The organism is Clostridium thermarum (assembly GCF_006351925.1).
GTDB lineage: Bacteria > Bacillota > Clostridia > Clostridiales > Clostridiaceae > Clostridium_AU > Clostridium_AU thermarum.
Genome location: NZ_CP040924.1, coordinates 1,119,284 through 1,141,635, shown reverse-complemented (window position 1 = coordinate 1,141,635; position 22,352 = coordinate 1,119,284). Strand labels below are relative to the sequence as shown.

Genomic DNA, 22,352 nt, shown 5'->3' with positions numbered 1-22,352 from the left:
TTTTGACGGTTTAATTATTGGTGCACTCACATGTTACTGGCAAGTACTTTTGGAGAAATTTCGGCAAATAATTTTACCGAAGTTTTTCCTTTTTATTTCCTAAAATATTGACTGTCTATGTTCAAGCCTATAACTCTTTCCTGTCATATTAAAAAGTTCACATTTATGCACAAGTCTATCAAGAACTGCTGTTGTTAAAGCATCATCACCTAATAGCTCAGTCCAATCTTCAAAGCCTTTATTAGACGTGATTATTATCGAAGCCTGCTCATGAAGTGCAGATATTAACTGAAAGAACAGATTTGCTTCTTCTTTGTTTATAGGAAGGTATCCTAATTCATCAATTATGACAAGGCTAGAAGATAGTATGCTATTGACTTTACCTTTAATTTTTCTTGATATATCTTGAGTTTTTAGTACATGCATAAGATTATCCATTGAAACAAAACTAACCCTATAGCCGGCCTCAACGGCTTTTAACCCCATTGCGATAGCAAGGTGGGTTTTTCCCACACCTGGAGGCCCTAGGAAGATAAGATTAAACATCCTATCTATCCATTCTAGTTCCAAGAGCCTGTTAATTTGTCTAGGTGTTATAGACTTCTGAAAGTTTAAATCAAAATCTTCTATGCGCTTAATTATAGGAAACCCGGCATTTTTAAGTAGCCTTTCTTGAGCCTTCTTCTCTTTTAGATTTACTTCACTCTTAAGTATATCCAGTAGCAAATCTTGATACGATAAGTCATTAACATCAGCGTTTTCAATTATTGTTGATGCGTTAGCACTTAAATTGTTAAGTTTAAGTGTTTTTGCGCAACCCTTTATCAATTCTAATTTTTCCATTCTCTATTATCCTCCTTCAAAGCCATTGTATACTCACTTATTGCTCTAATTTCTGTCTTTACACCCTTGCACTTTGAAGGGATGGAGGAATTGTTTAAAGTAGGTTTCTTGCTTGAATTTTCACTATTTTTCATACTAAAATGTTCAAGTGTATCCTTAAACATTCCGGCACTCCAGAGCCTTCGGCTTACACAATACTCTATTGCCTTTTTTACAGACTCTTCATCATAATTAGACGCAGCCTTAACTATAACACCTAATTGATCCTTAGCATACCTTGATCTTTCCTTTCTTATATTATCTAGAAGTATCTTGGCACTTTCCGTGCCACCAAGCACTGTGAGTGCTTTAAAGTACATTTCTTCAGTAGTTTTACTTATATATCTTTCCGGATGATCAAGTTTAACCAATTCACCTTTTTTACTGCTTATAACATGATGTGCTATAATCTCTCCGGTTTCTAAATCTACTATATCCAATGAGTTATCTTTAAGTACTAGTTTCACCTGTTTTCCAGGTTCGTAAGTTCCTTTCGGCACTTGATATCTATTTTGTTTATAAAAAACAATATTGTTTTTTCTCACGCTATAGATTAAACTAGTATCATTGGATTTTTTATCAATTGATTGAGGTACTGGTTGTAAGTGTTGTCTCTCCGAAACGAGCACTTCTGCTGGTACCTTTTTCGTTATATCATGTACCTTTCCATTCCCAGTCCTGTCAAGCCATTTCAGGCAATCCTCATTGAAAGAATCTATGTCTACGAACACTCTATGTATAGCAAAGTTATATTTAACAAACTTAACTACTGCTTCTACTTTACCTTTGCTTTCCGGGTCATAGGCTCGACAGAGCCTAGTCTTAAACCGCATTAGATTAATATAGTTTTGAAATTCTTCGGTGTACACAACGTCACCGAAATTTTCATCTACTGCAAGTATTCTATCCTGGTCATAAACTATTTCCTTCGGCATACCTCCAAAATACTCAAATGCTCTATCATGAGCCTCAATGAAAGTTGCCGTAGTAAAAGGCTTATCCAACCAATATACATACTTAAATCTTGAATGAGAGAGTACCATAGCAAAGCAGTAAAGTTTTATCCTCGAGCCGTCAGGCCGATGAAGCCAAGCCTGTCCAAAGTCTACTTGTGCTTGATATCCCATGGGCAATTCTGGTACCTCCATATATTGCCTATCACGTGCTGCCTTCGGCAGGTTAAAGTCTTTTCTTAACTTCTTAACATACCATCTCAGTGTTCTGTCCTTAAAATCTAACTCTCCATAACGTTCTCTTAACCAATCATGGATCTGAGCCGTTGATATATCTCTAAATTCTCTTATCCACGAAAGTATATCACTTTTGTACTTGTCTAATTTCTTTGCTCTGTTCTTTGCCTCCTTCACTAATTCTGCATATTCTTCTGGCTTCATATTCCAGTATTTCGTTACTGTCTTGTAGTTGATATTCATTATTCTCTCTACTTGAGATTTGTTCAATCCTTTCCTTTTAAGTTCTTGTATTTCAGCAAACACTTTCCATCCCTTCATTCTGCATCCCCCTCTGATGAATAACTCTTTTATTCTATCAGAGGTAGGAGTAATATTAAACTATACTGGGAATTATTCTCCCTTTTTGTTTGCCGAAATCTCTCCATTTTATTTTACCATTAACAACTCCATTGAATAAGCTTTTAATAGCGGTTTTTTCATTTCTAAAAGAGATGGATACTCCATTTCAGTAGCACACGGAACTATTACATCTCCAAAACCAATATCCATTTGCAATACTTTTTTAGTACGGTCAAGAAACGCTGTTACCTTTACCCTAACGCCCTCATAATCAGCATCTTCTTTTATCTTTTCTACTGTAAGTGTATTCAAATCAAATTCAATAGCATCATCTTCCTTAATTTCGCATACTGATTTAAAAATTGCTTCCACATTCTCTAAAGAATTATTTAATTGTCTTGCAAGCATATCTATATCCTTAGTAGCTCTAGCCTTTTCCTCCAAGACTATATATAACAGCACTCCACCTTTTAATACAAATTTATCAGCATATTCCGAGATTGATATTGTTTTTAGCAATGATAAAGTACCGAAAGGTACTATTTTTTTCTCACAATGCCCTTCCGCCGGAACTGGAAATAGTGTAGGATAAAAAAGTAAGAGCACCCTCAATATGTCCTAGCTGACATAAATATGAATGAGAGTGCTCCACCTAAGCAAGATGATAATATTATATTTATTCAAGGATGTCAACAGCTATTCTGAAAATATTCATAAATATAAGTATGGATTAGAGTATCTGAGGTTAAAGTGTCCTAAGTGTGGATGTATATTATGTTATTGGGGTTCTTATGAAGTAAATTATGTTGATGATGACTGTGAAAGAAAGCTTCTAATACTCAGAGGAATGTGTAAAAAGTGCGAACAGTCCCACTCAATAAAACCATGGTTCTTACCGGGGAAACATCAATATGCATTACCTTGCAGAGAAGCAGCTGTGCTGGCGCACAGGAACGAGAAGGTAGGACTAAGACGAGCTTTGCGAGCAGGATTTAAGAAGAAAGAAGTGTCCTTAATGAATCTCAAGTACTGGATAGAGACTACAGCTAGGAAGTGCAGCATTTTAATATCTAAGATACTTGCAATAGTACAGAAACACTTCGGAAATGAAGATACCATATCCACTTACGTTAGAGAGATAAAAAGAAATGATAACTTTGAGTCAATTTACAGGCTAAGCAAGTGGTACATAGAATTAATTACCTGTAAAGCTGTTTCTGATTGTCCCGAAAGCTGGTTTAATATAATTAATACAATAAGCAACATAGAATGTACCGGGTTGTATCTTTGAACAAAATCCACATAAATTCGTAACTTTTCCTGTAAAAGGCTATGGCCTAAACTAAAATCAAAGGTTTTTACAAGAAAAAGGAGGACAAAGTTATGGATGATAACAAGAAAATGGAAATTGCACTGTTCCGGTACGGCTTAATCTTTGATCTTGTTAACGACAATTTGAGTAAAGAAGAAAAAACTGCTCATCGCAGGAAAATAATATTATCAGAGCATAAAATTCCCTACTCAACTCGTACCCGGATTGATGAAAGAACACTAAGAAAGTATTGTCAAATGTATCGTGAGGGTGGCTTTGAAGGATTGATGCCAGGATTTAGAGCAGATAAGGACAAAGTTAAGGCTGTTACTGAAGAAAACCTTATTAAGGCGATTCAATATAAGAAGGAAGTACCGGAGCGCAGCGTAAGGCAAATCATTCAAATAATGGAGCTTGAGGGTGTGATAAAAACGGGTGAAATAAAGCAATCAACCCTTTCCAGGTTAATAAAAAAGTACTCTGAAGTTTATGAGTCAGAGATAGTAACTAACAATAAAGTATTCAGGCGCTATACCATGGAAAGAGTTAATCAAACCTGGCAGAGTGATGTTAAATACAGCGTTTATCTTCCGGATCCTAATAACCCGGATCGGATGATTCGGACATACCTAATTGCATTTATTGATGACAAGAGCAGGTACATAACACATGCCCAATTCTACTTTTCTGAAAGCAGCGAATGCCTTGAAGACTGCTTTAAGAAGGCTCTTCTCAAATGTGGAGTGCCGGAACGCTGCTATATGGATAACGGTAAGATATATACAAGCAAGAGGCTGGACGCCATTTGCGCTCAGCTTGGGAGTAAAGTAATTCATTGTGCTCCATATTCGCCCGAGGGAAAGGGAAAAATTGAAAAATTCTTCTGGTACGTTGATAAATCCTTTGAACCTGAAGTGAGAGTATCTAAGGTTAAGACTATAGATGAGTTAAATGTGCTATTTGCAGCGTGGTTAAATAAAAACTATCATGAGAAAATACATTCCGAAATTGAAAAGACTCCAAACGAAGCTTTTGCAGAAGGAGATGGGTATAGAAAATTCATTGCTCCGGAGGAGATTTATAGAATCTTTCTATACAAAGAGGAAAGAAAAGCTAATAAGACAGCTGTTATTAGTGTTTGTGGCAACCAGTATGAAATTGATCCAAGACTTGCACGAAAAACAATTCAAGTAAAATATCATCCTTCAGACCTGACAAAAATTGAAGTATACTACCAAGGTGATAAGTTTGCTGACGCAAAGCCTTTTCAAATAACATTTAGAACCTATGATGAGTATAAATCCGGTGTAGTTGCATCACCACCAGTTATTGTTGAAGGTCAACTGAGCTATTTGGACTTGCTAAAACAAAAACAAGAGCAGGACCTTGTAGACAAGAAAAATAGAATGAGTTTCACTAAACTCTATGGTAAGGAAGGGAGGGCTTAGGATGTATGAATCATACTATGGTTTCAAAAAGACTCCCTTTATGCGAAGCATAGATACTAAAGAGCTCTACCAGCATCAAGACTTTGTAGAAGTCAAACACAGACTTAAATATGCCATGGAGAAAAGAACCTTCGCGGTAATAACCGGCCCTGTCGGTGCCGGCAAAACGACAGTTTTAAGGTGTATTCGTGAAGAGCTAAATAACAATATTTACACTTATATATACATATCCCAATCAGCCCTTACTCCAAAGATATCCTACAATGAGATACTGAAACAACTGAATTTAAACACTGTCTACGCTAAGCCGGAGGCAAAGCTTATGGTGAATAAAGCAGTCCTGTCCATGTTTAATGCAAATAAGATTCCAGTCATTGTAGTGGATGAAGCACATCTTCTAAGTGATGCTATGCTTGAAGAAATAAGATTTCTTATAAATTTCGATATGGATTCAATGTCTCCACTAAGTTTGATACTAGTAGGCCAGCCGGAACTTAGACAAAGGCTTAAGTTAAGAACCCTGGAAGCTATTGCTCAAAGAGTTATGGTAAATTACCACCTTGACGGACTAGACAGGCCTGGTACAGAGGACTACATACTAACTCATCTTAAAGTTGCAGGTTTAGGAACACCATTGTTTACTGATGAAGCTATCAATGAGATATTTCAGTATACTGCAGGGATACCTAGAAAAATAAACAATCTTTGTGAGAAATGCTTGTTGGAAGGATATATACATGAGAAAAAACTTATTGATGATATTTTAGTAAAGAGAGTTATAAAGAACGAGTTTGAATAATATCTATGCTGCCGTTTAGGCAGCATTTTTTTAAAATAAAATTCCGCTAGCGCTTCCAACTTCTCTGTAACAATTGGAAATTCTAACGGAATGATATCGTGGAAAAATTCCGGCACAGTAGTGTGAGAAACAACAAAATATTAATCCATTTTCCGATAATAAACGATATGCAATACGCAGTCTTTTTTCTATAAATGATAGCCACTTTGAATGTCTAAATGTATCGTCCGTCCCAACAAAGTCGTCATTATATACAAAGTCCTTATTTCCAGTATTGTAAGGTGGATCTATATAAATAACATCAATCTTCCCTCTATGTGTCTTTTCTAATAATTTCAAGCTATGAAGATTATCCCCTTCTAAAAGGAAATTGAAATTAGGATTATTTATATCGCCAATAATCTCCTTATCTTTAATTTCTGTGAAAACAGGAATATTTTCACGCATTTGTATATCTACATTCTCTTCATGTTCTTCCCAAACAAGACCGTATTTTTTAGATACTAGTTCATTTTCAATTTCATATATAGCCTTTAAAGCTTCATCATTATCTTTATGTTCCTCTTTTATTATAGTTAAGAAATTAAGCATTCGCTGCCTTTTTTCTTGAGATAGATTAGCCATTGTTAATTCCTCCATCTTTATTTATTTCAAACTCCATAATATCCCCTATATTACAGTTCAAACATTTACAAATTTTATATAGGCTTTCTAAATTTACTGGTTGGCATTTACCAAGCCGAGCTAAAATATTATATGTAATCCCTGCCTTTTCCTTCATTTCTGTCTTATTCATTTTCTTATCAATTAAGAGTTTCCATAATTTATCATAGCTTATAATCATAATCCTCCTCCTTAGTTTTTCGACAAGAAACATACCATTTATTACATTATACAATACTATAAACAAAAATTAAAGAATACCTTATAATATAGTGAGATTTTCTAAGGCAAATTACAAAATCATTTTATGAGCAGTAACTCTTAAACCCAATAAATATTCATATGTTTTAACTATACTCTTATATGTTGGGTCCATTTTATATTGTACCTATATCTTTTTACATGATGACTTACAATTATCAAATCTATACTGTAGCCTTTTAATATTTATTATATAATGAATCACATATTCTAAAATTCATTCAACTCACCCACTTACCTTCTTTTACATCTATCCCACCTACTCAAGCTCCCCAACATCTAACTTGCCTACTCAACTATAAAAATACACTACCCACTAATATGTTCCATCTCAATATAAAAATAAGGATTTCCGAATCAGAAGCACACCATCACAAAACTGATAGTTTTACTTCCAAGCTCTGAAACCCTTTATTTATCAGTGTTTCACACACTATTTCTTTATTTTTTTTGTTATCAATGCTACTGTCTCAACATGTGATAGTTAGACTAAATAAAGCGGCAATATTGATGTCATATTTACTTTTAAAAAAACACCCTTAAAGCTTGTAAAATAGCCATTTCTTTAATATTCCTATTTAAGCCATTACTATTTATAGCTTAAATTTTTGCAATAAGGTTGAGTTGATAATATTGATGTTAACTCAAATTCATATACTTATAACTCTAGGACGCTTTTCCCAATCACTCAACTCCACAGTCCAATACCCTGCCCATTCTCGCATTTCTTTATATTCTGGGGAGTTAGGATTCCTTATAATCTCATGAAAGTCAATAAATCCTGGTACTCCTCCCACATCCTCTGGTGGTGTTTGACCACTTGCCTCTAACAAATATGGTGACTCTTTATCGTACTCATCTATTATATTTATAAGCTGAATTTCGTGTTTCCAGTTGTCTCCCATATCATAGGTATAGATTATATATTTTTGCTCAGACAAAAATTCTGACAGGGTGTGACTTCCCATCAAAATTGCTTCTTCATCATATTCTAAGTCTTCCTCAAAAGGAACAATTCTGGTAATCAGCTTACTCTGATCTGCATCAAAAACAGTAAAGTCATATAGATGATAGTTCCTCCAGTCAAACACTGACTGCAGCACCTTATGTAATTGTTTAAATTGTATATCTGCAGGTACAATAATTTTCCTTACCGCCTTGTATATATCCAAATCAAGTGTAACAAGTAATTCAAAGGCACGGTATCTATAAGCTTGCTTTCCAGTAACCCCACAAAGTGCATTAATCATTTCCTTGTAAGGGTAGAATCCTTCTTTATTAGTACCAGAATAATTCACAATCATTCGATTTGCAGCAACACCTATTGTATCACTAAACATTTTTTCAATGCCATTATATTCATTTGCTACATAAAATGCACATTCTGTTCCCGCTTTTGTTACCCATGATGCTGCCTCTCTGCTACTATTTTGAACGAATTCCACCTCACCTGACAGTCGCATATATTCTTCTACAAGCTCTGGGTTTAAATTCATGGAAAGAAGTGTGTTTGAAATAGCTACCTTCATCATTTCAGCTACATTTTTCAGCGAATTTCTCTTAACTTGATAAATAGCAACAGTAAAGCGTGTTGCATTGTTCACTAAAACAAGCATATCCTCTGTCCTACGATTATCCCAAACTTTAGTCCAGTTTGCTGTCCATGAAAATAGAGGGTTAATAACCTCATTACTAGGTTGTGGATTTATTCCCATGGCAGTTGCCAGTTTTTTTGTTAGTGCAATTTGCATATTTTCTCCTCACTTTCATCAAATTCAAATCCATGTACTCAAATGGCTAATTAAGTGCCTGATAAGATTAATTTTTCTTTTCTTTCTTTATACTATAACGAGTTTCTTTTCTTTTAATTTTCCCTTCAACAACTTCTACATTGCTTCTGCGTCTCATCTCTTCTTGTACCTGCTGAAATTTTTCAAGTTCTATTATTGACTCATGAGCATCCTCCAGCAAATATTTTTCTTGTTCACCATGATTTATTTGCTGTTTATTATTTGGAAATACACCTGTATAAGTTTTGCCTAAAATTACATTTCCTATATATTTTTCATTTGTAAGTATGGTTTGAATTGCACGTTTAGACCACTTATCTTTCCCTTTGAGGATTTGATATTTTTACACTCAAGCTCTTTTATAATTAAGCCTATACTGTATCCACTTAAATATAAGTCAAATATTTTTCTTACAACCTCTGCTTGCGCTTCATCAATTACTAGTTCTCCTTTTTCGTTATGTTTATAGCCATAACACTTTCTAGAATAAAGTTTGGATTTCCCTGATTCAAATCCACGCTTTAATCCCCATTTGATAGCCTCACTTGTTGATTCGCTCTCTGCTTGTGCAATTGCAGTTAATGCAGCTACAAGTACATCATTATCAACTTCACTGGTTCTAATATTTTCTTTATCAAATATCATTTCAATTCCCATACTTCTTAGCTTATTTACTGTTTCAAGTAAATCTACTGTATTTCTAGCTAGGCGACTAATAGACTTAACTAATACAATATCGATGAGATTTTCATAACAATCAAATATCATACTTTGAAATCCAGAACGAAATGTATTACCTCCTGAATCTTTATCTGCATAAACTTTAAATAAACTCCACTTAGAATTGTTTTTTACAATCGTAAGCGTAAAATAGTCCCCACCTATTATTCAGATGGGGACTCTGCTATACTTGTTTTGATTTACAGTATTTAGGTAAGGTAGATGACCAAGGCAATAAAGAATCTAAAACTTCAGAATCATTTATATCAACATTTGGAAACTGCTCAAATAAGTATTTTAAGTATTCAAAAGGATTAAGATCATTTTCCTTTGCAGTTTCAATAATACTATAAGTAACTGCACTTGCCTTTGCTCCCTGCGGAGTATTGGCGAACAGCCAATTTTTTCTCCCAATGACAAATGGCTTTATTGCCCTTTCGGCGCGGTTATTGCTAAGTTCCAGCCTGCCATCTTTGAGTATACTCATCAGTTTATCCTTCTGATTGAATGAGTAATTGACAGCTTTCCCGTAACTTGATTTGGGTAGTGCAAGAGCGTGTTCCTTTTCAATCCATGAGAAATAAGCCTCTAGCATTGGTTTAAGTTTGCTAAGGCGTTCATCATACCGGTCTTCAGATGACAAACTTGATAGTTCTTCCTCAAGCTTAAACATTTCATCAATATATTTGACTCCTTGATAAGCAGAGGTATACATGTAGCTTTCTTTATCAGTCACTGCCTTTAAGGTATCAGTGAAATACCTCCTTGCATGTGCGAAGCACGCTACGAGAGTAACTTCCATGGCACCGCCGGCTTTGGAATCTTTCAAAAGTTTGTCATAACCGTCATAGGCATCAACATGAAGATAACCCTTAAATCCATTTAAGAAGGTTTTGGCATTATCTCCTGCCCTTGATGGCTGATAATCGTATAGAACAATAGGATCATGCCCATTGCCTGTACGGTACATCCACATATAAGACCTTGTTGTGGCCTCACGGCCCGGCTCATTGAGAACTTCTAGTTCTGTTTCGTCCGCATGAGCTACATCATAGTCCGTAAGGTATTTACGTAGACGCAGGTACAAAGGATTCAGCCAATCTTGTGCAGCCCGAATAATCCAGTTAGCCATGTTTTGACGGTTAACTGGTAAACCACGCCGCTTGTATTCTTGTTCCTGCCTATAAAGAGGAGTAGCATCTACATATTTCCTAGTCATGATATATGCTATTATAGAAGGGGATGCTATACTTCCCTTAATGACAGGCTTAGGGGTTGGCGCCGAAATCATTGGGACAGTTATATCTTCCTTTTCACATTTCCGACAGGAATAAATCATGCTGTGGATTTCTTTTACGATAATTTGTGCCGGGATGACCTCCAGCTCTCTGCGGATTTCGGAACGCACCTCATGGAGTTGACCGCCACATTGAGAACAAACCTGTTCTTCAGCTGAGAGCTTATATTCAACTATTTGCTTAGGAAGATCTGAAAGATCTTTTTCACGTTTTCCTTTAAGCTTTTTAGCCTTGGATGAAGATTGTTGTTGCTTTGCACAATCATCTAAATTAGGCTCAGCAGTAAAAGGCTGTCGCTCACTTTCAGCCTCGTTAAATATTGGCATGTTAATCTGACCATCTATATTCTTTTCACTGGATTTACCAAATAGTCTCTGCTTGTTGAGCTTGTATTGCTCTTCATACCATTTTAGTCTAAGCTCAGCCTGCTCCTTTTCAATGCTGAGTTTTATGAAGGCATCCTCTAGCTCTTTACGACTGTAATTCTCTAAGTTAAATGATTTTACTTCTGTTTTACTCATACTTATATTATACACTTTTCATACAAAATTATCAAGAAAAAAAGTCGTAAAAAGCTAGTGTTTTCAACGGTTTTAGAAGTTTTAAAGAGTTGGAAATTATCCACTTTTTGATTGGATTTTTTCGGGTTATCCACAAAAAATCAAATGATTTTTCTCTGCATAATATCACGATGTACTCCCTTTTGGTTAATATCCAGTCCATCTAAAAGCCAGCGGAGCTCCCGCTCCGTTACATGTATAACTTTGTCTTTAGAATTATTAGGCCACTTAAAGCGACCTTTTTCCAAACGGCGATAGTAAAGCCAGAATCCATTCCGCTCCCAATAGAGCAACTTGAGTTTGTCGCGTTTAGCGTTGCAGAATACAAAAAGTGCATCAGAGAATGGATCTAACTTAAAATTCATCTGAACGATGATGGCGAGACCGTCAATAGATTTTCTCATATCAGTACTTCCAGCAGCCAAAAATACATTAGAAGTCTGCTTTAGGTTTAACATAAAGTTAATAGGGATTGGACAACATCTGCAAAGAGTTCTTTATCGAAGTCTTGCGAAACTGAAATTTCAGCCTTACCGACTTTTACAGTAATAGATGTTGTTGTTATAGATAAATTTGTTTTTACTGAAACCCACTGCTGTCTTGGTTCTTCTTTAAACTCTGCTTTGTTGAATTTGTTAATCCAATAGCGTAATTTGTGTATACTCAATTGTTTTTGCTGACACCATACCGGCCCGGTAAGGCCGCTAGATCTATAATCAGCAATGAGCTGCTGCCAATCTTCCATATTTAATTTTGTCAATAAAAACACCTCCGGAATTTTATTCTAGAGGTATTATCTCACAAGATTTATATTCATAAAATGTGTGGACAGTTTGACGCTTACAAGTCCAATGCTCATGGCTATGTAAGAGGTGCAGAATACTACGGAGGTGGCAGGTATGATAGGTGATGAAACAAAACGCAAGCTTCGAGAGTTAAACCTTGATGAACTGGTTGATATATTTAAAATACAGGATGACGATCAACCGCTCTACTCAGCCATGACCTTTGACGAAAGAATTACTTTAGCTATTGATAGTCTCTATCAGGATAAAAACAATAAGCGCTCAATACGTCTAATAAAGCAAGCCAAATTCAGATTTACTGATGCAGATGTAAACTCAATTTACTATGCGGATAGGGGGCTTGATAAAAATCAAATTATTGAGCTTTCAACCTGCCAATACATGCGTAACAACTTTAGCCTTGTGCTTAATGGCTTCACAGGCTCTGGTAAGACTTTTCTAGCTTGCGCATTGGGCAAAGCTGCATGCAGACAGTTATATCGAGTACGCTATATAAGATTGCCAGAGCTTCTGGAGCTTCGTGCTGAGGCAACTTTACAAGGCAAAGGGATCAGTAAGCTAGTAAGCAAATTTTCTAACTACAACCTCTTGATTCTGGATGAATGGCTCCTTCAAGAATTATCCGATGATGATGTCAGATTCATTTTTGAACTTACTGAGAAGCGCTATGATTGTCACTCCACCTTGTTTTGCACTCAGTACAAAGTGTCAGATTGGCATACTCGCTTAGGGGGCGGGACCATGGCTGATGCTATTCTAGACCGGATCGTACATAAATCTATTCGTATTGATACTGGGAACATGAACATGAGGGAACATTTCTCCACCAAATAAATTAAGTTATACAGGCACCGCCTTCAGGCGGTGCTTATAAGTGAATAGATGGTTTCTTTACTGTGAATCGATAGTTTTGAAAATATGAACCTACGGTTCTAATGGAGCGTAATAATCACTTAAATCTTTATTTCTCATAGCAACTCCTCCTTGACCGTTCAATTTTTTATGTTATATAATTACTATATATTCATTATAATTGATAACTATGTTATCATTCAATAGATAACATTACCGATTGTTAACAGTTTAAAAAAGTAAATTTGCGTTTAATCCTTGATAACATTACGCAGAAAGAAGGAACTATGATATGGCATTTACTATAGAATTTGATGATGCTAGACTTACCGAAAGAATATATGATCCATATAAAGGTGTAGATGAAACCGATACCCTTGGTATGTCTTTTGTTGATTTTTTTTCATTAGGAAAGGATTTATCTAAGAGGAATCATATTTATTTTAACTTGTTAGATGACCCTGATATGTATATAAATGATGACTCTTTTGTTTACGTGCGCATAAAAGAATTTATTGATATTTGTATAAAAGACTCTTCACTTTATACCATAGAGAATCTTATGTTTTTCTTGCACATGCAAGGTCTATCCATACCTCAGCATCATCTTAAATACTATTTTGACCAAGATATGATAATTGAAGATTTAGTTAATCCTTATATGGAAATGTCCCCTATGGAAAGAGCTATTAGAGGCTTTGTTAAGTGCACTAAAACCAAAAATGCCATCACCAGTGTTTATACCTGTGACAGCATTGAAGACATATGCATTGCTACGCTTTATCATTTAATAAAACTTAAAACCACTATAAAGATATGTACTAACTGCGGTAAATACTTTGTACCACTGCACCGATCCGATGCAGTTTACTGTGATAGGACTAGTCCATTTAATCCTGCTAAAACCTGTAAAGAGGATGGTTCTCAAAGAACTTATGAAGAGAAATTAAAAATGAATGAAGCAGAAAAGCTTAGACGTAGTGTCTATCAAACTCTACAAATGCGTATTAGAAGAAACCCTGAGGATGAAAATCACAAGGACTATTTTGAAAAATGGAAAAAGGATGTAACTAGATGGAAGAAAGATATTAAAAGTGGGAAGAAAACCACTGAAGAGTTTGTCCAGTGGCTTAAATGGAGTAAGAAGAAATGAATTTGTAAACTTCACTTTAACTGTAAAAATAGAGAGATTCTTTAACAATTCTCTCTATTTTTATTAATCATTAATATTTAATTTTCTTTCACTATTTCCATCTACCTTCTTGTAAGTTCCATGTTAAGGAAAACTCTTTATTTTCAATAATTGAATCATAAATTGGCTTTAAAAATTTTACCAGTCTATCTATAACCTCAAAAAACTCTAATTCTTCCTTAGACGAAATTCGCTTTTTAAATGCCTTCCATTGCTGTTTCTTTTCCTTAGATTCTCTAAAGTCACTTGTAAATATTGTAGGAATTAATTGCAACGGTGTTTTCCTATGTTTAAAAGTAGTTTGAATTGCTTCTTTAAGTACTTTACCTTCAAAATTATATTTTTGTGATAAAATACAAATATCATAGAAATCCTTCATCCTACTATTGGCTTCTGCTAAATATACCATTGCTTCAAATTTTTCAGCGATTACAGACTCCATTGAATAAGCTTTTAATAGCGGTTTTTTCATTTCTAAAAGAGATGGATACTCCATTTCAGTAGCACACGGAACTATTACATCTCCAAAACCAATATCCATTTGCAATACTTTTTTAGTACGGTCAAGAAACGCTGTTACCTTTACCCTAACGCCCTCATAATCAGCATCTTCTTTTATCTTTTCTACTGTAAGTGTATTCAAATCAAATTCAATAGCATCATCTTCCTTAATTTCACACACAGATTTAAAAATTGCTTCCACATTCTCTAGGGAATTATTTAATTGTCTTGCAAGCATATCTATATCCTTAGTAGCTCTAGCTTTTTCCTCCAAGACTATATATAACAGCACTCCACCTTTTAATACAAATTTATCAGCATATTCCGAGATTGATATCCTGTATAATAACCTTTCAATTAAATACAAAGTAAGAAGATAATCAAAGGACTTTCCCTCTTTTACTGCTATATTCTTTAATTTAGCCTTTATACTATCAGAATTCATTACAAAAGCACCTCCACATATGGTTTTATATATTTTTTAACTCGAAGCTTTGTTGCATATTCAAAAAGGAGCTGCAAATTTTTATTTTTTCTAAGCATATAATTTTTTATAACTTCTAATGCCACATCATTTCCAACTCTTGAAGAATATTTAAAGAAATCACATACCGTCCTTTCTGCATTATAAACCCTAACCTTCATATGCTCCATAACATGCTCCTCTATTCCTAAATCTAAATTATCATTTGAGGTAAAAAAAAGGTCTACAGGTGGGTAATCTGGAAGCTTAGGTTTAAGCATTCTAGATGCAATGGTAACATTAATGTCCGTAGGATTAACTGTAGTCATTTCATGTATTACTGCTGCTGAAAACATGCTAATAACTCCAGTTGGTATTATTGACTGCACTATTTCAAAATCATTTAAATCATCAAATCCAGAGTTCCAGCAATAGTATCCTGTTTTTATTTTTATCACATAACCTTTATCTATAAGTTCTTTAATATCTCTACTGCACACTTTATTTTCTCTTAATATTGCAGCCTTAACAATTGGTCCATATTTATCAAATAGAGTTTTAATATTATTAATTCTTTCACTGGTCATCTTTTCACCACCAAAACATAGATTTAATATTTTGTATCTATTTTTTTATACATATAGTATATCCATATTCTATATAAATATCAATGAAGTTATAGAATTTAATTTTGTAATAGTCTTTATACCTTCTAAAGAAAACTTAAGCCATTTCGCAAATATCCAATTCCTCCTAATTTAGCGAATTTGTATAACCCCCTAACCCTAAAATCCCCTCAAATCCTTAGTCTACGGAAACATAAAACACACATGAAAAAAAGGGGCAAATTGCCCCAAGCCTTTGATTTCAAGCTATTTCTTCTCTATCTTCACGACACACTCCACGTGTGCCGTGTGAGGGAACATATCAACGGGCTGCACTTCAACGGTCTTGTATCCCAGGGTTTCAAAAATTGCTAGGTCTCTTGCTAGTGTAGCAGGATCACAGGACACATATACAACTCTCTTTGGGCCCATTTTAGCTATTGCTTGTATGAGACTTTTTTCACAGCCCTTCCTAGGTGGGTCTACCACCACTACATCCGCTTTCTTGCCTTGAGAAATTAGTTCCGGTATCACTTTTTCAGCCTCTCCAACAAAAAACTCCGCATTTTCAATTCCGTTTAAAACCGCATTTTGTCTTGCATTTATAATAGCGGCTTCGATAATTTCCACTCCATAAACTTTTCTAGCCTTCTGAGATAAAAATAGGGAAATTGTTCCGGTTCCGCAATATGCATCAAAGACAACCTCATTGCCGGTGAGCTGAGCATACTCTAAAGTCTTGCCATATAGTACTTCTGTCTGAACCGGATTTACCTGAAAGAAGGACAAGGGTGAGATGTTAAACTTGAAGGGTCCTATGTAATCCGTTATTATATCGCTGCCCCACAGAGTAATATTCTCCAGACCTAAAACTACATTGGTTTTCTTAGTATTAATATTTTGTATTATGCTCTTAACATCCGGTATGTTTTGAACAATAAGATTTATAAATTCCTCTTTATGCGGAAACTTAGCTGTATTAGTTACCAAAACTACCATAGCTTCACCGCTTTTAAAACCTTTTCTGATCATGACATGTCTAACGATACCACATCCAGACTCTTCATCATAAGCTTGTATATTATATTCTTTCATCCAGCTTCTGGTTAACCGTACAACTTCATCACCAACTTGATGCTGTATGTAGCACTGCTGTAAATTTATAATTTCATGGCTTCGTGCAGCATAAAAACCTATTGCTGGTTCTGTTTCCCCTCTTCCCACCGGAAGCTGAACCTTGTTTCTGTATCTTAAGGGATTATCCATCCCCAATGTAGGATGAATTACAACATCTTTTAGCTTGCCAATTCTCTCTAGACAGTCTGTCACCCTATTTTTCTTAAATCTGAGCTGTTCTTCATAGCTCATGTGCTGAAGCTGACAGCCGCCGCACCTTTTATAAATGGGACAGACCGGTTCAACTCTTTCTTTAGATGGCTCCAGTATCTCTATTAGCTTACCGTATCCATGATTCCTAGACACCTTTACTAATCGGATCTTTACCTTTTCACCCTTCAAGGCTCCAGGTACAAATATGGGGAATCCTTCTGGCTTTGCAACTCCTTCCCCCTCATATCCTTCTGAAATAATATCAACTATAAGTTCCTGATTTTTTTTAAAATCTAACATTTAAATTACCTCTTCCCCCTGTTTATATGTAAACTCTGGGCTATCCAGTATTATGTCTTAAGCTGTTATTGCTTGTGTATTATACATAATATTTTGATATAATTCAATAGCCATAAGTAATTCAAAATTAAAAATTCAGCGCATTAAAACGCTGAATAAATAAATGCCGTTATTAACCTTTGTTTGATTGGATTTACGGAGTGAAGGTTTCACAATAAGTACCGTCACTGGAGTTGGCATGGGCTCCCATGATAAGCACTCTGTCCGCTTCGCACTTCCTATCATTGTTAAAACGACATCTTACTGCATTACAGGCTACTTCCGGATACATGTGAATGCCATCATTGTTAAACAACTGTCTTATCTCTCCTGGTATATTCATATTTGTCAGGTGCATCAATGCATTTTTTATGCCTTTTTCCGCAAAAGTTTCACATTGAGTGCCTGTACTGGCTTGTGCACTCAATCCATTTACTAATATTTTATTGGCAGAGCATAATCCACTAAGATTATGTACACAATTTACTGCACTGCAGGATAAGCTGCCATTCATACTATCCCCTCCGGTAAATTAATCTGATTATATTTTGTGGATTAATATGTTTTTTATTCATACATCTATATTTATATATAAATCATGCAAGGACATGCCACAATATAGTTTATATTACTACATGTAATTATATTGACATTTTTGAGATTATGTATTAATATATTAATTAAAATACTTTGATTATCAAAGTATTTTAATAATTAGAAATGAGGTATAAACCATGGAAATAAAACCATTGATTCTTGGAAATATCAAAGCTTCCATACCTATCATTCAAGGTGGAATGGGTATAGGAGTTTCTTTATCCGGCCTGGCTTCTGCAGTTGCATCCTGTGGTGGTATAGGTATTATTTCAGCGGCACAACCGGGCTATAACGAACCTGATTTCGAAAAAAACTCTCTTGCCGCCAACATAAGAGCCTTAAAAAGCCATATAGTGAAGGCTCTAAAAAAAGCCAGTGATGGGATTATTGGAGTTAATATTATGTGTGCCATGAGGAATTATGAACTGCTGGTTAAAGCCTCCATTGAAGCCGGTGCCCAAATGATAATTTCCGGAGCAGGACTCCCCACAAATCTCCCTGAACTCTGTAAAGGCAGTGATATCAAGATAGCTCCTATAGTTTCTTCAAAGAAGGCCGCCTCACTCATTCTTCGGTTGTGGGAAAGAAATTACGGAGTTACCGCTGATGCTGTGGTGGTAGAAGGACCAGAAGCAGGAGGTCATCTTGGTTTTAAGGAAGCTGACCTGCCAGAAGCTAGTAGAGATTACTTTGAAACAGAGTTGGTTGAAATTATAGATACGGTAAAAACCTATGAGGAAAAGTTTAATAAGTCTATTCCGGTAATTGCTGCAGGAGGTATTTATACCGGTCAAGACATTGCTAAATTACTGAAGCTTGGTGCCAGCGGTGTACAAATGGCTACCAGGTTTGTAGCTACTCATGAATGTGACGCCCATATAAACTATAAAAACGCCTACATACACTCCACTGAGGAGGACATAGTAATAGTTAAAAGTCCTGTGGGCATGCCCGGCAGAGCCATAAAAAATGCCTTTGTGGAAAGGACCTTCTTGGGGAATATCAAGGTTGATAAATGTTATGGATGCATACACAAGTGCAATCCGGTAATTACCCCATATTGCATATCCCGCGCACTTATCAATGCAGTTCAGGGCGATGTTGACAATGGGCTTATTTTCTGCGGCAGTAAAGCCCATAAGGTCGATAAAATAGTAAGTGTCAAAGAATTGATGGCTGAACTGGTGAATCAAATCAAAGAGGCTTGATAATTAATAGTGCAAAAAATCGAGTCCAAAAAACTCTTTCAGTTTATGGACTCATTTTTTATTATGTCAATTATTCAGTTTTTCAGTGCTTACATGCAATATTAAAGTTTAGTAAAATTCATGGTATGATTTTAAGTAAAAATGGTATGATTTTAAGTAAAAAAAGTGCACCGGATGGTGCAAAAATGAATCAGTTGCCTATATTTTTCCATTGTAATATTATTTCCAGTATATTTAAATAATATTCATCTTTTAAATTATAAGAAGATATATACCACAAATCCAATAATTATTAAGGATATAAAATTATAAATATGAAATTTAGTTAAATAAGCTTTACTGTTATTAAAGCTTTTTACATATAGCTTATAAGCTATTACGCTGGCAAGGGAAGCTATTAAAGTTCCCATGCCTCCCACATTTACCCCCAACATTATTGGACGCCATGAACTGGTAAAACCAGACAAAAGCACTGCTGCAGGCACATTGCTGATAAATTGACTTATAATTATAGAACTTAAATAGGAAGCAGAGTCACCGCTTAACAGTCGCTCAGCCGCATGCCTGATTGGCTCAATGGAAGAAATATTTCCTACTATTATAAAAAAAGTAACAAAGGTTAATAGGAGATAATAGTCTACCTTTACAAAAAGGCTCCTGTCTGCAAGTAATGTTACTAAAATAGTAATGATAAGCATTATCCTATAGTCAATTATTCTAAATACCGACAGAAATATGCAAATGAACAGTGCTATAAAAAGACACAACTTTTTCTTGTCTTTAATTTCTATTTCTTCAAGATTATATCGCAGCTTGTCCTTTTTCATAAAAAAATTAATTACGACCAAAGCAATTATTCCAATGCCGGCTACTAGGGCCCCAGCTTTCAAAAACTCAAGGGTATCCACATTAAAGCAGGAGTAAATAAATAAGTTCTGTGGATTTCCAATGGGCGTCAAACTACTGCCAAGATTAGCAGCCAAAGTTTGAACAACTATTATCTCAAGGGGATTGATGTCACTTCTCTTTCCAATGATTATAGTTAGTGGCACTAGGGTAATCAGTGCAACATCATTAGTTAGCAGCATGGATGCAGCAAAGGTAACAGCTGTAAGCACATAGGCTACAGTCCTTCTATTACTACATTTTTTTAAAATGGCTACGGCAATCTTATCCAAGAGTTTTAACTGTTGAAAGGCACTAACTACTATAATCAGGTTAAACAAGGATATAACCACTTTAAAATCGATATATTCTAATTTAGGAGTATTCACAAAGCAGGTTAATACTGCGATTATTACTGATACTACAAATACAGTTTCCTTCTTAAATAAGTTTATAAATTGCTTCTTTAAATATATAATATATTCCTTCATATTTCCTCCTAAGACATGGCTAAAAGCGGCATTTAAAGCCGCTTTTATGGTCTGTTATATTATATTAGCCTTGCCTGAGAATACTATGCCTCTTGCTACGTCCATTGTTATAAAGCTTCCAGTCTTTAAGATTTCCATAGCTCCTGCTGCTCCAGTGATGAGTGGTATTTCTCTTCCAATACACTCAATGATTATATCGGAGGAAACACTTCCTTCAACAATGATACCACCAAGCTTGTCAAAGACTTCAATATAATCCTTGCTAAGTTCTCTAACAACCATTATACTGCCAACTTCAGTCTTTTCAAGAGCCTCTTGTGCACTTTCTACTAAGCTCACAGTTCCTGAACCAGGTCTGGTGCCTTCCCCTTTTCCTTTAAGCAGTATGTCGCCAACAATGTGAACTTTCATCATGTTGGTGGAACCCACATAGTTTACAGGAATACCTGCAGCAATAACTACCAGGTCGCCCTTCTTAACAAGTCCAGTTTCTAGGGCTATGTCTGCTGATTTATTTATAAGCTCATCTGTAGTTTCAACCTTTTCTGCCACAACAGGATATACACCCCAGATAACTGCTAAATTCTTAGCTACTTGTTCATATGGAGTTACAGCAATAATTGGACACTCCGGTCTGTACTTTGAAACAATCTTTGCAGAATGACCGCTTTGTGTTGCAGTTATAATCGCAGAAGCATTTAACTCCATTGCAGTGTTGCAGGTAGCCAAGCTGATTGCATTAGGTACGTTAGGAATGTGTGCTTTTCTTTTTTTCTTTAAGGATGCTTCATAATTTAACTGGCTTTCTGCTTCCTCTGCTATTCTTGACATTGTCCTAACTGCCTCTAATGGATATTTTCCATTTGCAGTTTCTCCACTTAGCATTATACAATCAGTTCCATCAAAAATTGCATTAGCTACGTCTGAAGCCTCAGCTCTTGTTGGTCTTGGATTCCTGATCATAGAGTCTAACATCTGTGTTGCTGTGATAACAGGCTTTCCTACATAGTTACATTTTTCGATTATCATCTTTTGAACAAGTGGTACCTGCTCAATTGGAATTTCTACACCTAGGTCTCCTCTAGCAACCATTATGCCATCGGAGAATTTAAGTATTTCATCTAAATTATTTACACCTTCCTGATTCTCAATTTTTGAGAAAATAAGCACATGCTCTCCACCATTTTCATTTAATACTTTTCTGATGGCGAGTACGTCAGATGCCTTTCTCACGAAGGATGCAGCTATTATATTCACACCTATTTCAATACCGAATTTTAAATCCGCAATATCCTTTTCTGTGATTGCAGGAAGGTTGATTGATACACCAGGAACATTTACTCCCTTGTGACTGCCAACCATACCAGTATTCTTTACGATACAATGTATGTTGGTCCCAACAACCTTTTCAACTTCCAACCCAACCAGGCCGTCATCGATTAATATCATATTGCCAGGAACAACATCCTGATATAAGTTCTTATAGGAAACTGAACACTGAGTTTCATCTCCGGATATGTCCTCGCCGCAAACTATGGTGAAACTGCTGCCTTCTTTAAGTTCAAGCTTTCCTGCAGCAAATTTTCCGGTTCTGATTTCAGGTCCCTTGGTATCAAGTATTATTGATACCGGTTTATTTAATTCTTTACTTAATTCTTTAACGAGCTTAATTCTTCCGCCATGTTCTTCATGATCGCCATGGGAAAAATTATGTCTTGAAGCATTCATGCCTGCTTCAAATAGTTTTTTTAAGGTTTCTCTATCTTCACTGGCAGGACCAATGGTGCAAATTATTTTAGTCTTTCTCATACTTAACTCT

The 22,352-nt window shown here is 35.5% G+C and carries 23 protein-coding genes; 6 read left to right on the top strand and 17 right to left on the bottom strand.

The genetic code is table 11. The features are described from left to right. Positions 1–99: 99 nt before the first annotated feature. From istB to FHY60_RS04860, 3 genes are all read right to left on the bottom strand, one after another. Positions 100–843 carry an IS21-like element helper ATPase IstB gene (istB, locus tag FHY60_RS04870; protein WP_139903949.1) on the bottom strand — a complete coding sequence of 248 codons (744 nt, stop codon included), beginning with the start codon at positions 841–843 and terminating at the stop codon, positions 100–102. Further along, complete coding sequence (gene istA, locus FHY60_RS04865) at positions 831–2,393, bottom strand: IS21 family transposase (RefSeq protein ID WP_243122227.1); 1,563 nt, start codon at positions 2,391–2,393, stop codon at positions 831–833. Before istA ends, istB begins: the two co-directional genes overlap by 13 nt. Before the next feature lie 108 nt (positions 2,394–2,501). Further along, the gene (locus tag FHY60_RS04860; RefSeq protein WP_180375474.1) at positions 2,502–2,933 is read right to left on the bottom strand and encodes a nucleotidyl transferase AbiEii/AbiGii toxin family protein; all 432 of its coding nucleotides are present in this window, start codon (positions 2,931–2,933) and stop codon (positions 2,502–2,504) included. Between the two features lie 142 nt (positions 2,934–3,075). Here FHY60_RS04860 and FHY60_RS04855 point away from each other — a divergent pair, with 142 nt between their 5' ends. The 3 genes from FHY60_RS04855 to FHY60_RS04845 all read left to right on the top strand — a co-directional run bounded on the left by FHY60_RS04855 (position 3,076) and on the right by FHY60_RS04845 (position 5,973). Next, the gene (locus tag FHY60_RS04855) at positions 3,076–3,705 is read left to right on the top strand and encodes a hypothetical protein (protein ID WP_139903947.1); all 630 of its coding nucleotides are present in this window, start codon (positions 3,076–3,078) and stop codon (positions 3,703–3,705) included. Between the two features lie 92 nt (positions 3,706–3,797). Next, positions 3,798–5,174: a DDE-type integrase/transposase/recombinase gene (locus FHY60_RS04850; protein WP_139903946.1), complete on the top strand. Its 1,377-nt coding sequence runs from the start codon at positions 3,798–3,800 to the stop codon at positions 5,172–5,174. 1 nt (position 5,175) lies between these two features. Beyond that, complete coding sequence (locus FHY60_RS04845) at positions 5,176–5,973, top strand: ExeA family protein (RefSeq protein WP_139903945.1); 798 nt, start codon at positions 5,176–5,178, stop codon at positions 5,971–5,973. Between the two features lie 30 nt (positions 5,974–6,003). On the opposite strand, the gene FHY60_RS04840 is transcribed toward FHY60_RS04845, so the two are convergent. The 8 genes from FHY60_RS04840 to tnpA all read right to left on the bottom strand — a co-directional run bounded on the left by FHY60_RS04840 (position 6,004) and on the right by tnpA (position 12,025). Next, positions 6,004–6,597, bottom strand: a complete 594-nt coding sequence (locus FHY60_RS04840) for a DNA methyltransferase (RefSeq protein WP_139903944.1) — start codon at positions 6,595–6,597, stop codon at positions 6,004–6,006. Further along, a complete protein-coding gene (locus FHY60_RS04835; protein WP_139903943.1) occupies positions 6,590–6,817 on the bottom strand; it encodes a helix-turn-helix domain-containing protein in 228 nt (75 codons plus the stop codon). The genes FHY60_RS04840 and FHY60_RS04835 overlap by 8 nt, the downstream gene beginning before the upstream one ends. 730 nt (positions 6,818–7,547) lie before the next feature. After that, the gene (locus FHY60_RS04830; protein WP_139903942.1) at positions 7,548–8,648 is read right to left on the bottom strand and encodes a plasmid pRiA4b ORF-3 family protein; all 1,101 of its coding nucleotides are present in this window, start codon (positions 8,646–8,648) and stop codon (positions 7,548–7,550) included. A 67-nt stretch (positions 8,649–8,715) separates the two neighbouring features. Continuing rightward, positions 8,716–8,955: a recombinase family protein gene (locus FHY60_RS18450; RefSeq protein ID WP_279230467.1), complete on the bottom strand. Its 240-nt coding sequence runs from the start codon at positions 8,953–8,955 to the stop codon at positions 8,716–8,718. Next, entirely contained in the window at positions 8,952–9,545 is a 594-nt protein-coding gene (locus FHY60_RS18240) for a recombinase family protein (protein ID WP_243154691.1), read from the bottom strand. Before FHY60_RS18240 ends, FHY60_RS18450 begins: the two co-directional genes overlap by 4 nt. Before the next feature lie 46 nt (positions 9,546–9,591). Next, a complete protein-coding gene (tnpC, locus tag FHY60_RS04820; protein WP_139903941.1) occupies positions 9,592–11,226 on the bottom strand; it encodes an IS66 family transposase in 1,635 nt (544 codons plus the stop codon). Between the two features lie 140 nt (positions 11,227–11,366). Beyond that, the gene (gene tnpB, locus FHY60_RS04815) at positions 11,367–11,723 is read right to left on the bottom strand and encodes an IS66 family insertion sequence element accessory protein TnpB (protein WP_139902289.1); all 357 of its coding nucleotides are present in this window, start codon (positions 11,721–11,723) and stop codon (positions 11,367–11,369) included. Beyond that, on the bottom strand, positions 11,717–12,025 hold the full coding sequence (tnpA, locus tag FHY60_RS04810; protein WP_139902291.1) for an IS66 family insertion sequence element accessory protein TnpA: 309 nt from the start codon (positions 12,023–12,025) through the stop codon (positions 11,717–11,719). Before tnpA ends, tnpB begins: the two co-directional genes overlap by 7 nt. A 139-nt stretch (positions 12,026–12,164) precedes the next feature. Here tnpA and FHY60_RS04805 point away from each other — a divergent pair, with 139 nt between their 5' ends. Continuing rightward, positions 12,165–12,905 (top strand): ATP-binding protein, encoded by a 741-nt coding sequence (locus FHY60_RS04805; protein ID WP_139903940.1) that lies wholly within the window; start codon positions 12,165–12,167, stop codon positions 12,903–12,905. Between the two features lie 310 nt (positions 12,906–13,215). Next, positions 13,216–14,076 (top strand): DUF6076 domain-containing protein, encoded by an 861-nt coding sequence (locus FHY60_RS04800; RefSeq protein WP_139903939.1) that lies wholly within the window; start codon positions 13,216–13,218, stop codon positions 14,074–14,076. 91 nt (positions 14,077–14,167) lie between these two features. Here FHY60_RS04800 and FHY60_RS04795 read toward each other — a convergent pair whose 3' ends face one another. The 4 genes from FHY60_RS04795 to FHY60_RS04780 all read right to left on the bottom strand — a co-directional run bounded on the left by FHY60_RS04795 (position 14,168) and on the right by FHY60_RS04780 (position 17,866). Beyond that, positions 14,168–15,061 carry a nucleotidyl transferase AbiEii/AbiGii toxin family protein gene (locus FHY60_RS04795; protein WP_139903937.1) on the bottom strand — a complete coding sequence of 298 codons (894 nt, stop codon included), beginning with the start codon at positions 15,059–15,061 and terminating at the stop codon, positions 14,168–14,170. After that, complete coding sequence (locus FHY60_RS04790; protein ID WP_139903936.1) at positions 15,061–15,666, bottom strand: type IV toxin-antitoxin system AbiEi family antitoxin domain-containing protein; 606 nt, start codon at positions 15,664–15,666, stop codon at positions 15,061–15,063. The genes FHY60_RS04795 and FHY60_RS04790 overlap by 1 nt, the downstream gene beginning before the upstream one ends. Before the next feature lie 285 nt (positions 15,667–15,951). Beyond that, complete coding sequence (gene rlmD / locus FHY60_RS04785) at positions 15,952–17,313, bottom strand: 23S rRNA (uracil(1939)-C(5))-methyltransferase RlmD (RefSeq protein WP_139903933.1); 1,362 nt, start codon at positions 17,311–17,313, stop codon at positions 15,952–15,954. Between the two features lie 193 nt (positions 17,314–17,506). Continuing rightward, positions 17,507–17,866, bottom strand: a complete 360-nt coding sequence (locus FHY60_RS04780; RefSeq protein ID WP_139903932.1) for a DUF1540 domain-containing protein — start codon at positions 17,864–17,866, stop codon at positions 17,507–17,509. 220 nt (positions 17,867–18,086) lie between these two features. Here FHY60_RS04780 and FHY60_RS04775 point away from each other — a divergent pair, with 220 nt between their 5' ends. Beyond that, on the top strand, positions 18,087–19,157 hold the full coding sequence (locus FHY60_RS04775; RefSeq protein WP_139903929.1) for an NAD(P)H-dependent flavin oxidoreductase: 1,071 nt from the start codon (positions 18,087–18,089) through the stop codon (positions 19,155–19,157). A gap of 257 nt (positions 19,158–19,414) precedes the next feature. Here the strand turns inward: FHY60_RS04775 and FHY60_RS04770 are convergent, their stop codons facing one another. Together FHY60_RS04770 and pyk are read right to left on the bottom strand one after the other, a co-directional pair. Further along, positions 19,415–20,533 carry an SLC13 family permease gene (locus FHY60_RS04770; RefSeq protein ID WP_139903927.1) on the bottom strand — a complete coding sequence of 373 codons (1,119 nt, stop codon included), beginning with the start codon at positions 20,531–20,533 and terminating at the stop codon, positions 19,415–19,417. A gap of 54 nt (positions 20,534–20,587) precedes the next feature. Further along, on the bottom strand, positions 20,588–22,342 hold the full coding sequence (pyk, locus tag FHY60_RS04765) for a pyruvate kinase (RefSeq protein WP_139903925.1): 1,755 nt from the start codon (positions 22,340–22,342) through the stop codon (positions 20,588–20,590). Positions 22,343–22,352: the final 10 nt, after the last annotated feature.